The organism is Pseudomonas sp. S2_B10 (assembly GCF_054668425.1).
Genome location: NZ_CP162768.1, coordinates 2,985,538 through 2,998,913 on the forward strand (window position 1 = coordinate 2,985,538; position 13,376 = coordinate 2,998,913).

The following is a 13,376-nucleotide window of genomic DNA, read 5'->3' on the forward strand; positions in this document are numbered from 1 at the left end:
TCAAGGCGCCTGCCGCTCAAGCTTTTTCAGGAATACCGTCATCTCCTTCTCGGCCTGTTTGTCACCCTGGGCGCGGGCCGCTTCCAGGCCTTGTTCCCAGGCCTGACGCGCAGCGGCGTGATCGCCTAGCGCCAGCTGCGCCTTGCCCAGCAGCTTCCACGCTGCCGAGTATTTCGGATCGAAAGCGACACAACGCTGAAAATGCTCGGCAGCCTTGGCGTTTTCACCCAAGTCCAGATAACCCTTGCCCAGACCGAAGCGCAACAGCGCGTTATCCACACCCTTGGCGAGCATTTTTTCCAGGGATTCGAGCATTGGCGGATTCCTTTCTATTGTTCGTCAGAGAACCTGCGAGTCTGTCAAACCGCTTTCGCGAGCAGGCTCGCTCCCACATTTGGAATGCATTCCACTGTGGGAGCGAGCCTGCTCGCGAAGGGGCCATCGCGGGCAACGTTGTCTTCAGGTCAGAAAAAGCTCAACCCCACATGGAACAGCTTCTCCACATCGCGAATATGCTTTTTATCCACAAGGAACAGAATCACATGGTCACCCGCTTCGATCACCGTGTCGTCGTGGGCGATGATCACGTTCTCGTTGCGGATCACCGCGCCGATGGTGGTGCCTGGTGGCAGGCCGATCTTCTCGATCGGTTTGCCGATGACCTTGCTCGATTTCGCATCACCGTGGGCAATCGCCTCGATCGCTTCCGCCGCGCCGCGCCGCAGTGAGTGCACGCTGACGATATCGCCACGGCGCACGTGGGCGAGCAAGGTGCCGATGGTCGCCAGTTGCGGGCTGATGGCGATATCAATGTCGCCGCCCTGGATCAGGTCGACGTAGGCCGGGTTGTTGATGATCGTCATGACCTTCTTCGCCCCCAGCCGTTTCGCCAGCAGCGACGACATGATGTTGGCTTCGTCATCGTTGGTCAGGGCGAGGAAGATATCGGCGTCGGCGATGTTCTCTTCCAGCAGCAGATCGCGGTCCGACGCACTGCCCTGCAACACTACAGTGCTGTCGAGGGTATCGGAGAGGTAGCGGCAGCGCGCCGGGCTCATCTCGATGATCTTCACCTGATAGCGGCTTTCGATGGCCTCGGCCAGGCGCTCGCCGATCTGCCCGCCCCCGGCGATAACGATGCGTTTGTAGGTTTCGTCGAGGCGACGCATTTCGCTCATCACCGCGCGAATGTCCTCACGGGCAGCGATGAAGAACACCTCGTCATCGGCCTCGATCACCGTGTCGCCCTGCGGCAAAATCGGCCGGTCACGGCGGAAGATCGCCGCTACGCGGGTTTCGACATTCGGCATGTGCTCGCGCAACTGGCGCAGTTGCTGGCCGACCAAAGGCCCGCCGTAATAGGCGCGCACCGCCACCAGTTGCGCCGCGCCTTCGGCGAAGTCGATCACCTGCAAGGCGCCGGGATGCTGGATCAGGCGCTTGATGTAGTTGGTCACGACCTGCTCGGGACTGATCAGCACGTCGACCGGAATCGCTTCGTTCTGGAACAGCTGTTCCTCGCGATTGAGGTACGACGCTTCGCGCACGCGAGCGATCTTGGTCGGCGTGTGGAACAGCGTGTGCGCGACCTGGCAGGCAACCATGTTGGTTTCGTCGCTGTTGGTCACCGCTACCAGCATGTCGGCGTCGTCGGCACCGGCCTGACGCAGCACCGACGGCAGCGAGCCCCGGCCCTGCACGGTGCGGATGTCGAGGCGGTCGCCGAGGTCGCGCAGGCGCTCGCCATCGGTGTCGACCACAGTGATGTCGTTGGCCTCGCTGGCCAGATGTTCGGCCAGCGAACCGCCGACCTGTCCCGCACCGAGGATGATGATTTTCATCCAGTCACTCCATGAATCCGTTTAGCCGCGCGCGGCGGCGATCTTGATCAGCTTGGCGTAGTAAAACCCGTCATGCCCGCCCTGCTGGGCCAGCAACTGGCGACCATGGGGCTGCTTGATGCCGGCCGCTGTGGCCAGATCCAGTTCACGGGCACCGGGGGTGCGTTCGAGAAACGCAGCGATGACTTCGGTGTTCTCGGTCGGCAGCGTCGAGCACGTGGCGTAGAGCAGGATGCCGCCGACTTCGAGGGTTTTCCACATGGCGTCGAGCAGTTCGCCTTGTAGTTGCGCGAGGGCGACGATGTCGTCCGGCTGGCGGGTCAGCTTGATGTCCGGATGGCGGCGGATCACCCCGGTGGCCGAGCATGGCGCGTCGAGGAGGATGCGCTGGAACGGTTTGCCGTCCCACCATTTGTCGATATCGCGACCGTCGGCGGCGATCAGTTCAGCGTCGAGGCCGAGGCGCTCGAGGTTTTCCTTCACCCGTACCAGACGCTTGGCTTCCAGATCCACCGCGACCACGCCAGCGAGCGCCGGTTCGGCTTCGAGGATGTGGCAGGTCTTGCCGCCAGGGGCGCAGCAGGCGTCGAGTACGCGCTGGCCTGGCGCCAGATCGAGCAGGTCGGCGGCCATTTGCGCGGCTTCGTCCTGCACGCTGATCCAGCCTTCGGCGAAACCCGGCAGGCTGCGCACGTCGGCAGCGGCTTCGAGGACGATGCCGTCGCGGCTGTAAACGCACGGTGTCGCGGCGATCCCGGTTTCGCCCAGCAACGCAAGATAAGCATCGCGGCTGTGATGACGGCGGTTGACCCGCAGGATCATTGGCGGATGCGCGTTGTTCGCTGCGCAGATCGCTTCCCACTGCTCGGGCCAAAATGCCTTCAGGGATTTTTGCAGCCAGCGCGGGTGGGCCGTGCGCACCACCGGGTCGCGTTCCAGTTCGGCGAAGATCGTCTCGCTTTCGCGCTGGGCATTGCGCAGCACGGCGTTGAGCAGACCTTTGGCCCAAGGCTTTTTCAGCTTGTCTGCGCAGCCGACGGTTTCACCGATGGCGGCGTGCGCCGGCACGCGGGTGTAGAGCAGTTGATACAGACCAACCAGCAGCAGCGCCTCGACATCGGCGTCGGCGGCTTTGAACGGTTTCTGCAGAAGTTTTTCCGCCAATGCCGACAGGCGTGGCTGCCAGCGTGCGGTGCCGAAGGCCAGATCCTGAGTGAAACCGCGATCACGATCCTCGACCTTGTCCAGTTGCGTCGGCAGGGAGCTGTTCAGCGAAGCCTTGCCGCTGAGTACGGCGGCGAGCGCCTTGGCGGCGGCCAGACGCGGGTTCATTGCGCTTCCACCGCAGCGCCGAGCACGCTGCCGACGGCGAATTTCTCGCGGCGGCTGTTGAACAGGTCGCTGAAGTTCAGCGCCTTGCCGCCGGGCAATTGCAGGCGGGTCAGACAGAGCGCTTGTGCACCGCAGGCGACAATCAGGCCGTCCTTGCTGGCGCTGAGGATTTCACCCGGGGCGCCAGAGCCTTCGGCCACGGTCGCGGCCAGCACTTTCAATGCTTCGCCATTGAGCGTGCTGTGGGTGATCGGCCACGGATTGAAGGCGCGCACCAGACGTTCCAGCTCCACTGCCGGACGGCTCCAGTCGATGCGTGCTTCGTCTTTGTTGAGTTTGTGTGCGTAGGTGGCGAGCTCGTCGTTCTGCACCTCACCTTGCAGGGTGCCGGCAGCCAGACCGGCAATCGCCTGCACCACAGCGGGCGGCCCCATCTCGGCGAGGCGATCATGCAGGGTGCCGCCAGTGTCTTGCGCGCTGATCGGCGTGGCGACCTTGAGCAGCATCGGCCCGGTGTCGAGGCCGGCTTCCATGCGCATCACCGTTACACCGCTTTCGGCGTCGCCGTGTTCAACCGCGCGCTGGATCGGCGCCGCACCGCGCCAGCGTGGCAGCAACGACGCGTGGCTGTTGATGCAACCCAGACGCGGAATATCCAGCACCGCTTGCGGGAGGATCAAACCGTAGGCGACCACCACCATCAAGTCCGGCTTCAGCGCGGCCAGCTCCGCCTGGGCCTCGGCATTGCGCAACGTCGGCGGCTGCAACACCTGGATATTATTTTCCAGGGCGAGTTGTTTGACCGGGCTTGGCATGAGTTTTTGCCCACGGCCGGCCGGGCGATCCGGCTGGGTGTAGACCGCGACGATCTCGTATGGGCTGCTCAGCAGGGCCTTGAGGTGTTCGGCGGCGAATTCCGGGGTACCGGCAAAAACAATGCGCAGTGGCTCAGTCATGAAAGGCGTCTCATAAAAGAAAAAGGCTTGCCGCAGCAAGCCTTTGAAGAGGGGCATCAAGCGTTCTGGCGGTGCAGCTTTTCCAGCTTCTTCTTGATCCGGTCGCGTTTGAGTGTGGACAGGTAATCGACGAACAATTTGCCGTTGAGGTGGTCGCATTCGTGCTGGATGCACACCGCGAGCAGGCCTTCGGCGATCAGCTCATATGGCTTGCCGTCGCGGTCCAGCGCCTTGATTTTGACCTTCTGCGGGCGGTCGACGTTTTCGTAGAAGCCCGGTACCGAGAGGCAGCCTTCCTGGTACTGGTCCATCTCGTCGGTCAGCGATTCGAACTCGGGGTTGATGAACACCCGTGGCTCGGTGCGGTCTTCGGACAGGTCCATCACGACGATACGTTTGTGCACGTTGACCTGGGTCGCGGCGAGGCCGATGCCCGGCGCTTCATACATTGTTTCAAACATGTCGTCGACCAACTGACGCACTTCGTCGTCCACTACAGCCACTGGTTTGGCGATAGTGCGCAGACGCGGGTCCGGAAATTCGAGGATGTTTAAAATGGCCATAGGCTTCGATTGCTGCACACGTTGAGTAAAGTCGGGTCGATGGCCTGGCGGGTCCGAAGATGCAGGCTACCGTTGTGAAGCGTAGCTTCTGAAATACAGAAGCGAGCCACGGGGGCTCTGACGATTCACGCGAACGCACATGATAAAGGGATTCACTGCATGAGGAAAACACTACTCGCCCTGCTGCTCCTGGCTTCGGCCGGCGCCGCGCAAGGGCAAGTGCAACTCAAGGATGGTTTTCCACAGCAATACACGGTGGTTTCCGGGGACACGCTCTGGGACATTTCCGGCAAATACCTGCGCGAGCCCTGGCAGTGGCCACAACTGTGGCGGGCCAATCCGCAGATCGAAAACCCCAACCTGATCTATCCCGGCGACACGCTGACCCTCAGCTACGTCAACGGCCAACCGCAACTGACCGTCCATCGTGGCGAGTCGCGCGGCACCATCAAGCTCTCGCCACGGATTCGCACCAGCCCGGTGGCCGAGGCGATTCCAAGCATTCCGCTGAAATCGATCAACAGCTTTCTGCTGAGCAATCGCATCGTCGATAAGGCCGAAGACTTCGACAAGGCGCCGTACATCGTCGCCGGCGATGCCGAACGGGTGCTCAGCGGTACCGGTGACCGCATCTTCGCCCGTGGCCATTTCGATCCGGAGCAACCGGTGTACGGCATCTTCCGCCAAGGCAAGGTATACACCGACCCGCAGACCAAGGAGTTTCTCGGCATCAACGCCGACGATATCGGCGGCGGCGAGGTTGTTGCCACCGAAGGCGACGTCGCCACCCTCGCCCTGCAACGCACCACCCAGGAAGTACGCCTCGGTGACCGCTTGTTCGGCGGTGAAGAACGTTCGATCAATTCGACCTTCATGCCGAGCGCGCCGAAAAGCGACATCAACGGCGTGATCATCGATGTGCCACGCGGCGTCACGCAGATCGGCGTGATGGACGTGGTCACCCTGAACAAGGGCAAACGCGACGGTCTGGCCGAAGGCAATGTTCTGGCGGTGATGAAAACCGGCGAAACGGTGCGTGACCGGATCACTGGCCAGCCGCTGAAAATTCCCGATGAACGCGCCGGCCTGCTAATGGTGTTCCGCACCTACGACAAACTCAGTTACGGCCTGGTGCTCAACGCTTCACGCTCGCTGGCGGTGCTCGACAAGGTGCGAAATCCGTAAGCTTGCTTAACAAGTTACCAACAGAGTTATCCACAGCTTGTTCCGAATGGTTCGGAGCATCGAACGATCAAGGATGATCCATTCATGTTGTCTGTCAGTACAGCCATTTCCCCGGCGGAACTGGAGGCGCGTCTGCGCCTGCACCGCATGCCGGATATCGGTCCCAAGCGTTTTGCCAAATTGCTCGAAGCCTTCGGCTCGGCGTCCAAAGCCCTCAGCGCGCCGGCCAGTGCCTGGCGCTCGCTCGGGTTGCCGGCGGCGTGTGCCGAAGCACGGCGTTGTCCGACGGTGCGCGACGGCGCCAGCCACGCAATGCGCTGGCTAGAGCGCCCCGGTCAACATTTGCTGATGTGGGACCAGGCGGACTATCCAGCGTTGCTGGCGCAGATTCCTGACCCGCCGCCACTGTTATTCGTCGCCGGCGATCCGTCGATTCTGGAAAAACCGCAACTGGCGATGGTCGGCAGCCGCCGCGCTTCGCGCCCGGGCATGGACACGGCGGCGGCGTTTTCTCGCAGTCTGGCCGGGGCCGGTTTTGTCATCACCAGTGGTCTGGCGCTGGGCATCGATGCCGCTGCCCATCAGGCTGCTCTGGACGTTGGCGGGTTGACCGTGGGGGTGCTTGGCACGGGCCTGGAGAATTTTTATCCACAGCGCAATAAACGCCTGGCTGAGGCGATGATTGCGTCGGGCAGCGCGGTGCTCTCGGAGTTTCCGCTGGACGCCGGGCCAACCGCGAGCAACTTCCCCCGGCGCAATCGCATCATCAGCGGGTTATCCCTTGGCGTGCTGGTGGTCGAGGCCAGTGTTGCCAGCGGTTCGTTGATTACCGCGCGGCTGGCGGCAGAGCAAGGGCGCGAGGTTTATGCCATTCCGGGCTCTATCCATCACCCCGGCGCGCGCGGTTGTCATCAGTTGATTCGCGACGGGGCGGTGTTGGTGGAGACTATCGAACATATCCTCGAAGCCCTGCGCGGCTGGCAGCAACCGTTGTTATCCACAGCGCCGCCGCAGGCCGATCACCCGTTGCTGACGCTGCTGCACGCGGCGCCGCACACCAGCGAGGCGTTGGCCGCGAGCTGTGGCTGGGCGTTGCCGAAAGTGCTGGCAACGTTGACCGAGCTGGAGATCGAAGGCCGTGCGGTATGCGAAAACGGTCGCTGGTTGGCGCGGTCGAGCTAGGTTTTACGATGAAGATCGGTAAACTGCGCGAAACCTGTTTGTGGAGAGTTTTTTCATGGTCAACAGTTGGCGTGTGCAACAAGCCGCGCGGGAAGTTCGCGCCGGCGCGGTGATTGCCTATCCAACCGAAGCCGTCTGGGGGCTGGGTTGCGACCCGTGGAACGAAGACGCAGTGGACCGCTTGCTGGCGATCAAGAATCGCTCGGTGAGCAAAGGGCTGATCCTGGTCGCCGACAATATCCGCCAGTTCGATTTCCTCTTCGAGGACTTCCCGCAGGACTGGATCGACCGCATGGCCAGCACCTGGCCGGGGCCGAACACCTGGCTGGTGCCGCATCAGAACCTGTTGCCGGAATGGGTCACAGGCGTGCATGACACCGTGGCGCTGCGAGTCAGCGATCACCCGCAGGTGCGCGACTTGTGCTCGCTGGTCGGGCCGCTGATCTCGACATCAGCCAATCCACAGGGGCGACCGCCCGCGCGCACGCGTTTGCGCATCGAGCAGTATTTCCGTGGGCAGGTCGATCTGGTGCTCGGCGGCAGCCTTGGCGGGCGCAAGAATCCTAGCGTGATCCGCGACCTGGCCACCGGTAACGTCGTTCGTCCTGACTGACGCCCTTCTTTTTATTTTTTTGCGGACTCCTCGGCGCTATCGACGAGGAGTTCTGCGCATGCCTGCAGTTTATTCCTGCACTCGTTTAAAACTTATCCGTTGCCATTGTTCTTGCATGCGTCAGACGGATCTTCGACTCTGCAATATCTGTAAGTTTTCCCACGCGATTATCAGAACGCGTGCAGTGGCGAGATTTTCAAAAGCATCCATTCTTTCAATGTGCTTGATACAACTTCGAAATGTTAATGGCTGCGGAGAAGTAATGGATATTACGGATTTACACCTCAAGGATTATCTGCAGGGCTTTCAGGAGACACTCAAGAATCAACAGGCCGACTATCGAGTGGCCATTCTTGAGGCGGGGTCGGACGCCGGAGAATTCGAGCGTTTCATTGGTCGGCAGTTTCGCCTGCGATTGCAGCATTACATGCTCACCTCCAGAGCCCGGGCGCTGGAAACCCACTTGGCGATCACCTCGCGCAGTACGCACTTCTTGCTCTACCAGCGAGATCAACTCATTGCAGTGCTGCGGGCAACCCCGGCGCCGTTCGAATGGGCCTCACTGGCGCAGCATCACGTGTCTCCCACTGTGGCATTGGCACGGCATGTCGAATTCAGTCGCTTGATCACCCATTCCCAGCAGCACCGGCCGGTGTCGATCAATGGCCTGCTCGCCACCGCCGCCGAATGGGCGATCGATCGCGGATATCATGGGGTCACGGCCTTGTGCAGATCGCCACAGCGGCAACTGTTTCAGCGCTTCGGCCTGACACCGATCGCTTCGCACGCCATGCATATCGAGCAGCGTGCCCGGGGCGATTATTGGCTGTTGTCCGCCGAATGGCGGCAAATTCTGATGGCCCTGGATCAGCCAGTGAACATGAACGTGCATCAGCCGGAGTATCGTGATGTTCATAACCGTCAGTATTGATCCGCCAATAATCGAAGAGTGGGCAGAGAAATGGCTTGTATACGAGCCGAAGAAGTTGCGCAGGAAGTTTTCCGGTCGTAGGCCAGCGGCGAAGAAGCTTCACCGGAAGATGTACTTGATATAGCTGAAAGATACTCGGCGAACTCATGGAAGAGTTCACCGAGTATCAACTTGAAGCGTTATGGCAACAGAATCGTGGAACCGGTAGTGCGCCGTGCCGACAGTTCGGTTTGTGCTTTTGCCGCATCGGCCAATGCATGGCGCTGGCTGATGTCGACCTTCAGCTTGCCGCTGATGATCATCTCGAACAGCTCGTCGGCCATGCGCTGCAGGTTCTCGGCGTTGTTGGCGTAGGTCGCCAGCGTAGGCCGGGTGACGTACAACGAGCCCTTCGCAGCAAGAATGCCAAGGTTGACGCCGTCGACTGCGCCCGAAGCATTGCCGAAACTCACTACAAGGCCACGTGGTGCCACGCTGTCCAGGGACGTGAGCCAGGTGTCCTTGCCGACGCCGTCATACACCACCGGGACTTTCTTGCCGTCAGTCAGCGCCAGCACGCGCTCGGCAACGTTTTCATGGCTGTAGTCGATGGTGGCCCAGGCGCCGTTGGCCTTGGCCAGTTCGGCTTTCTCCTTCGAGCTGACGGTGCCGATCAGCTTCACGCCCAGCGCTTTGGCCCATTGGCAGGCCAGAGAGCCGACGCCACCGGCTGCGGCGTGGAACAGAATGGTTTCGCCGCCCTGCAGTTGGTAGGTCTGGCGCAGCAGGTATTGCACGGTCAGACCCTTGAGCATGACCCCGGCGGCAGTTTCGAAACTGATTTCATCGGGCAGATGCACCAGATTGTCCTGCGGCAGAACATGCAGCTGGCTATAGGCGCCGAGCGGGCCGCTGCCGTATGCCACGCGATCGCCGACCTTGAAACGGGTGACTTCGCTGCCCACCGCATCGACCGTGCCGGCGCCTTCCGAACCCAGGCCGGACGGCAACGCGGGCGGTGCATAGAGGCCGCTGCGGTAATAGGTGTCGATGAAGTTCAGGCCGATCGCCTGGTTGGCCACGCGCACCTGATTCGGCCCGGGCGCAGCGGGTTCGTAGTCAACATGTTCGAGCACTTCGGGACCGCCGTGGGCGCGGAACTGGATACGCTTTGCCATCTGCCTGCTCTCCTTGGGTCGTTGCTAAGCCCTCTATCCAACTCCCCTGCTTGATCTTCGTCAACTGCGGCGCGCCGGTCTGCGATGGTATGCTACGCGCCCATTTGCGCCGCCCGCCTGCCGGGGCGCCGCCCGATTCAAGGTGAAGCTATGACGACCCGCACCGACGCCGTAAAGGCCTATCTGCTCGATCTGCAAGACCGCATCTGCGCTGCACTGGAAACCGAAGACGGCGGCAAATGCTTCGTCGAAGACGCCTGGACCCGGCCGGCGGGCGGTGGCGGGCGCACCCGCGTGCTGGAAAACGGTACGCTGATCGAAAAGGGCGGCGTCAATTTGTCCCACGTATTCGGCAGCGGCCTGCCGCCCTCGGCCAGCGCCCATCGGCCGGAACTGGCCGGGCGTGGTTTCGAGGCGCTCGGCGTGTCGCTGGTGATCCACCCGCACAATCCGCATGTGCCGACCTCCCACGCCAACGTGCGTTTTTTCATTGCTGAAAAAGAAGGCGAAGAACCGGTCTGGTGGTTTGGCGGCGGTTTCGACCTGACCCCGTATTACGGCGTTGAGGAAGATTGCATTCATTGGCACCGTGTCGCCGAGCAAGCCTGTGCGCCGTTCGGTGCGGACGTCTATCCGCGTTACAAGGCCTGGTGCGACACCTATTTCCATATCAAGCATCGTCATGAGCCACGTGGCATTGGCGGTCTGTTCTTCGACGATCTGAACGAGTGGGATTTCGACACCAGTTTCGCCTTCATGCGCGCCATCGGCGATGCCTATATCGAGGCCTACCTGCCGATCGTGCAACGGCGCAAGAACGACGCCTTCACTGCCCAGCAGCGCGAATTCCAGGAATTCCGCCGAGGCCGCTACGTCGAATTCAACCTGGTTTACGACCGTGGCACGCTGTTCGGTCTGCAATCGGGTGGCCGCACTGAATCGATTCTGATGTCGCTGCCACCGCAAGTGCGCTGGGGCTATGACTGGAAGGCCGAGCCGGGCAGCGCAGAAGCGCGCCTGACCGATTACTTCCTGCAGGATCGCGACTGGCTGGCCGAGGCCTGAGGACGGGTGATGGATCGTTACGTCGTTTTCGGTAATCCGATCGGCCACAGCAAGTCGCCGATGATTCACCAGTTGTTCGCCGAACAGACCGGCCAGCGCCTCGACTACAGCACGCTGCTGGCGCCGCTGGATGATTTTGCCGGCTGCGCCAAGGCGTTCTTTCGCGAAGGGCGCGGCGCCAATGTGACGGTGCCGTTCAAGGAAGATGCCTACCGTCTGGCCAACAGCCTGACCGCCCGCGCGCAGCGCGCCGGTGCGGTGAACACCTTGAGCAAACTGGACGATGGCTCACTGCTCGGCGACAACACCGATGGCGCAGGCCTGGTCCGCGATCTGACGGTGAATGCCGGGTTCAGCCTGACCGGTAAGCGCATCCTTTTGCTCGGCGCTGGCGGCGCGGTGCGCGGTGCGCTGGAGCCATTGCTGGCGGAGAAGCCGGCCTCGGTGATCATCGCCAATCGCACCGTGGACAAGGCTGAACTGCTGGCCGAGTTGTTCTGCGACCTCGGGCCGGTGTCGGCCAGTGGTTTCGACTGGCTGCGCGAACCGGTGGACGTGATCATCAACGCCACCTCCGCCAGCCTGACCGGTGACGTGCCGCCGATTGCGCCAAGCCTGATCGAGCCAGGCCAGACGCTGTGCTACGACATGATGTACGGCAAGGAACCGACCGCGTTTTGCCGCTGGGCCACTGAGCACGGCGCGGCGCTGGCGATGGATGGTCTGGGCATGCTCGCCGAACAGGCGGCAGAGGCATTCTGGCTGTGGCGTGGCGTGCGCCCGGATACCGCGCCGGTACTCGCCGAGCTGCGCCGCCAACTGGCCCTTTAAGCTTTGCTCCCACATTGAAATACGATCAATGTGGGAGCGAGCGTGCTCGCGAATCGCATCACCACCGCGATATCAGATCAATCCTCAAACCTGATTGGGCACTTCTCCGCCCCCTCCAGCTTCCTCAACTCCTCCACCACCGGCGGCCGCGCCCGGCGCAGGGTCAGGCTGCGACCCTGGCTCAGCAGGCGTCGCGCTTCCTGGTGCAGCATTTCCACCCCCGAATAATCGATGAAGTTGATCTGCTGCGCCTCGATCACCACCCGTGCGCCATGCAGGCGTTGCAGGCGCACTTGCAGGTAATGGCTGGCGCCGAAGAAGATCGAACCACCCACGCGCAACACATCGTCGTCACCATCGCGCCAATGCTGCACCCGTGGTTGCGAGGTGCGCTTGAGGTAGAAAAACAACGACGCCAGCACCCCGGCGTAAATTGCCGTCTGCAACTCCAGCAGCAGAGTCGCCAGGCAAGTCAGGGCCATCACCACGAACTCGGCGCGGCTGACCCGTAGCAAAGCGCGAATGCCCCGGTGATCGACCAGACCCCAGGCAATCAACAGGATGCTGCCGGCCATGGCCGGGATCGGAATGTGTGCGATCAGCCCGGCGCCGAACACCGCGAACAGCGCCACCCAGATCGCCGAGAACACCCCGGCCAGCGGCGAGCAGGCACCCGCCTCATAACTCAATCCCGAACGGGTAAACGATCCGGCTGAGAGCGACCCGGAAAAGAACGCACCGACGATGTTCGACAAACCTTGTGCGCGGACTTCCTGATTGGCATCGAGCAACTGCTGCGACCGCGCCGAAATCGAGCGGGCAATCGACAGGCTGGTGACCAGCCCGAGCATGCCCACTGCCACCGCGCTTGGCAGCAGGCGCAGGATCACCTCCAGATCCAGCGGCAAGGCGCTCAGCGGCGGCAGGCGTCCGACGAAAGCGCTGACCAGATGCACATGGCCGAACATCGCTGGCCAGATCCACACCAGCAGACTGGCCAGCACCAGCGTGATCAACAGCGTCGGCCAGCGCGGCAGGAGTTTTTTCAGGGCCACGCCGACGATCACTGTAGCGACGCCGAGCATCAGCGAGGGCTTATCCACAGCCCCCAGATGTCGCAGCAGATCCATCAGGCTGGCGAGCGCCGTGGTGTTGGCCGGCAATTCCAGCCCGAGCAGATTGGGCAATTGCCCGATGGCGATCACCACGGCGGCGCCGAGGGTGAAGCCGAGCACCACCGAATGCGAAACGAAATTCACCAGTGCGCCAAAGCGCAGCAAGCCGAGCAACCACTGGAAAATCCCCGCAAGGAACGTCAGCAGCAGGATCAGAGTGATGTAGTCCTCGGACGCCGGCACCGCGAGCGGGCTGACGCTGGCGTACAGGACAATCGAAATCGCCGCCGTCGGGCCGCAGATCAGATGCCATGACGACCCCCACAGGCAGGCGATCAACACCGGGATGATCGCCGCATACAGGCCGTATTCCGGTGGCAGTCCGGCAATCAGCGCGTAGGCAATCGACTGGGGCAAGGCGAGAATCGCACCGCTGAGGCCGACGATCAGGTCCCGCCCGACGCTGGCGCGGGTTTGCCGTGGCAACCAGCTCAGGAAAGGAAAAAGTGAATGGCGGCTGGGGAAGGCCATGGGTCCTCGCGGTTGGGGTTTTGTTCAAGGTTATCAGGGTGTCAGGTGTAAAGGCCCCTCACCCTAGCCCTCTC

The 13,376-nt window shown here is 62.0% G+C and carries 13 protein-coding genes; 6 read left to right on the forward strand and 7 right to left on the reverse strand.

All coding sequences use genetic code 11. The annotated features are described in order from the left end of the window. The 5 genes from AB4O45_RS13455 to def form a co-directional block, all read right to left on the reverse strand. Entirely contained in the window at positions 1-315 is a 315-nt protein-coding gene (locus AB4O45_RS13455) for a tetratricopeptide repeat protein (protein ID WP_252868526.1), read from the reverse strand. Positions 316-464: 149 nt separating this feature from the next. Then, positions 465-1,841, reverse strand: a complete 1,377-nt coding sequence (trkA, locus tag AB4O45_RS13460; RefSeq protein ID WP_041476512.1) for a Trk system potassium transporter TrkA — start codon at positions 1,839-1,841, stop codon at positions 465-467. A 21-nt stretch (positions 1,842-1,862) separates the two neighbouring features. Next, positions 1,863-3,173: a 16S rRNA (cytosine(967)-C(5))-methyltransferase RsmB gene (gene rsmB, locus AB4O45_RS13465; protein WP_460160182.1), complete on the reverse strand. Its 1,311-nt coding sequence runs from the start codon at positions 3,171-3,173 to the stop codon at positions 1,863-1,865. Then, positions 3,170-4,129, reverse strand: coding sequence for a methionyl-tRNA formyltransferase (gene fmt, locus AB4O45_RS13470; protein ID WP_460160183.1), 960 nt, complete (start codon positions 4,127-4,129; stop codon positions 3,170-3,172). The genes rsmB and fmt overlap by 4 nt, the downstream gene beginning before the upstream one ends. Positions 4,130-4,185: 56 nt before the next feature. Continuing rightward, positions 4,186-4,692: a peptide deformylase gene (gene def, locus AB4O45_RS13475; protein ID WP_095182315.1), complete on the reverse strand. Its 507-nt coding sequence runs from the start codon at positions 4,690-4,692 to the stop codon at positions 4,186-4,188. Positions 4,693-4,851: 159 nt separating this feature from the next. Here def and AB4O45_RS13480 point away from each other — a divergent pair, with 159 nt between their 5' ends. The 4 genes from AB4O45_RS13480 (at position 4,852) to AB4O45_RS13495 (ending at position 8,603) form a co-directional block, all read left to right on the forward strand. Then, complete coding sequence (locus tag AB4O45_RS13480) at positions 4,852-5,877, forward strand: LysM peptidoglycan-binding domain-containing protein (RefSeq protein WP_217849867.1); 1,026 nt, start codon at positions 4,852-4,854, stop codon at positions 5,875-5,877. An 84-nt stretch (positions 5,878-5,961) separates the two neighbouring features. Continuing rightward, positions 5,962-7,059, forward strand: a complete 1,098-nt coding sequence (gene dprA, locus AB4O45_RS13485) for a DNA-processing protein DprA (protein ID WP_236167870.1) — start codon at positions 5,962-5,964, stop codon at positions 7,057-7,059. Positions 7,060-7,114: 55 nt separating this feature from the next. Next, a complete protein-coding gene (locus AB4O45_RS13490; protein ID WP_039757175.1) occupies positions 7,115-7,672 on the forward strand; it encodes an L-threonylcarbamoyladenylate synthase type 1 TsaC in 558 nt (185 codons plus the stop codon). Positions 7,673-7,934: 262 nt separating this feature from the next. Then, on the forward strand, positions 7,935-8,603 hold the full coding sequence (locus AB4O45_RS13495) for a hypothetical protein (protein WP_457264810.1): 669 nt from the start codon (positions 7,935-7,937) through the stop codon (positions 8,601-8,603). Positions 8,604-8,782: 179 nt separating this feature from the next. Here AB4O45_RS13495 and AB4O45_RS13500 read toward each other — a convergent pair whose 3' ends face one another. After that, entirely contained in the window at positions 8,783-9,760 is a 978-nt protein-coding gene (locus AB4O45_RS13500) for a quinone oxidoreductase family protein (RefSeq protein WP_305381889.1), read from the reverse strand. 150 nt (positions 9,761-9,910) lie between these two features. On the opposite strand from AB4O45_RS13500, the gene hemF reads away from it, so the two are divergent. Further along, entirely contained in the window at positions 9,911-10,825 is a 915-nt protein-coding gene (gene hemF / locus AB4O45_RS13505; protein WP_460160184.1) for an oxygen-dependent coproporphyrinogen oxidase, read from the forward strand. Positions 10,826-10,834: 9 nt separating this feature from the next. Beyond that, positions 10,835-11,656 carry a shikimate dehydrogenase gene (aroE, locus tag AB4O45_RS13510; protein WP_460160185.1) on the forward strand — a complete coding sequence of 274 codons (822 nt, stop codon included), beginning with the start codon at positions 10,835-10,837 and terminating at the stop codon, positions 11,654-11,656. Between the two features lie 77 nt (positions 11,657-11,733). Here the strand turns inward: aroE and AB4O45_RS13515 are convergent, their stop codons facing one another. Continuing rightward, positions 11,734-13,302, reverse strand: a complete 1,569-nt coding sequence (locus tag AB4O45_RS13515; protein ID WP_095182310.1) for a SulP family inorganic anion transporter — start codon at positions 13,300-13,302, stop codon at positions 11,734-11,736. Positions 13,303-13,376 lie beyond the last annotated feature (74 nt).